Raw genomic sequence first — 727 nt, forward strand, 5'->3', positions numbered from 1 at the left:
ATTACAGGAATGCATCATACCTTCCTTGCGGTTGATGTACAGTTGATCGGAACACAAGGTGGTACGTTCTTATGGCCGATGTTAGCACTGTCTAATATTGCTCAAGGTGCAGGTGCACTAGCGATGGTATTGATTTTGAAAGATCAAAAAAGTAAAGGTCTAGCGATAACATCGTCTGTGTCTGCTTTTCTTGGTGTAACAGAACCCGCGATCTTTGGAGTCAATATCCGTTACAAATATCCATTCGTATTCGGTATGATTGGTTCAGCAATAGCAGGTGTATTGCTTACGATTAATCATGTATTGGCGTATTCGATCGGGGTCGGCGGTATTCCTGGATTCTTGTCTATTTTCCCGGATCAATGGGGCATCTTCTTTATCGGGATGGCGATTGTATTGATCGTTCCATTTACGTTAACGTTGATTTACGGCAAGATTATAGTACGTCGTCAGCAAAATAAGGCTTCAGCAGAGGATAACCAAACAGTATCCAAAGCAACAATGCCAACTACTACTGAATCGGTAAAAGGTTCTGCGCAACAAGCATTATCTGGTTCTAAGCCTACAGCTACAAGCGATGCAGATGCTGTCGATGTTTTGGAAGTGTTCGCTCCTGTAACAGGTGAAGCTGTGATGTTGGAACAAGTGCCTGATCCTGCTTTTGCAGAGCGACAAATGGGTCAAGGGATCGCAATCGAACCGACAGATGGAAAGATTGTAGCTCCTT

Annotated in this window: 1 protein-coding gene; it reads left to right on the top strand. The window is 43.6% G+C overall.

Annotated elements, in window-relative coordinates:
• On the top strand, positions 1 to 727 hold a 727-nt coding region (locus tag DN394_RS28715), incomplete at both ends, for a PTS glucose transporter subunit IIA (protein ID WP_179953671.1).

It is taken from the genome of Bacillus sp. BB081, assembly GCF_008368895.1.
GTDB lineage: Bacteria > Bacillota > Bacilli > Bacillales > Bacillaceae_G > Bacillus_A > Bacillus_A wiedmannii.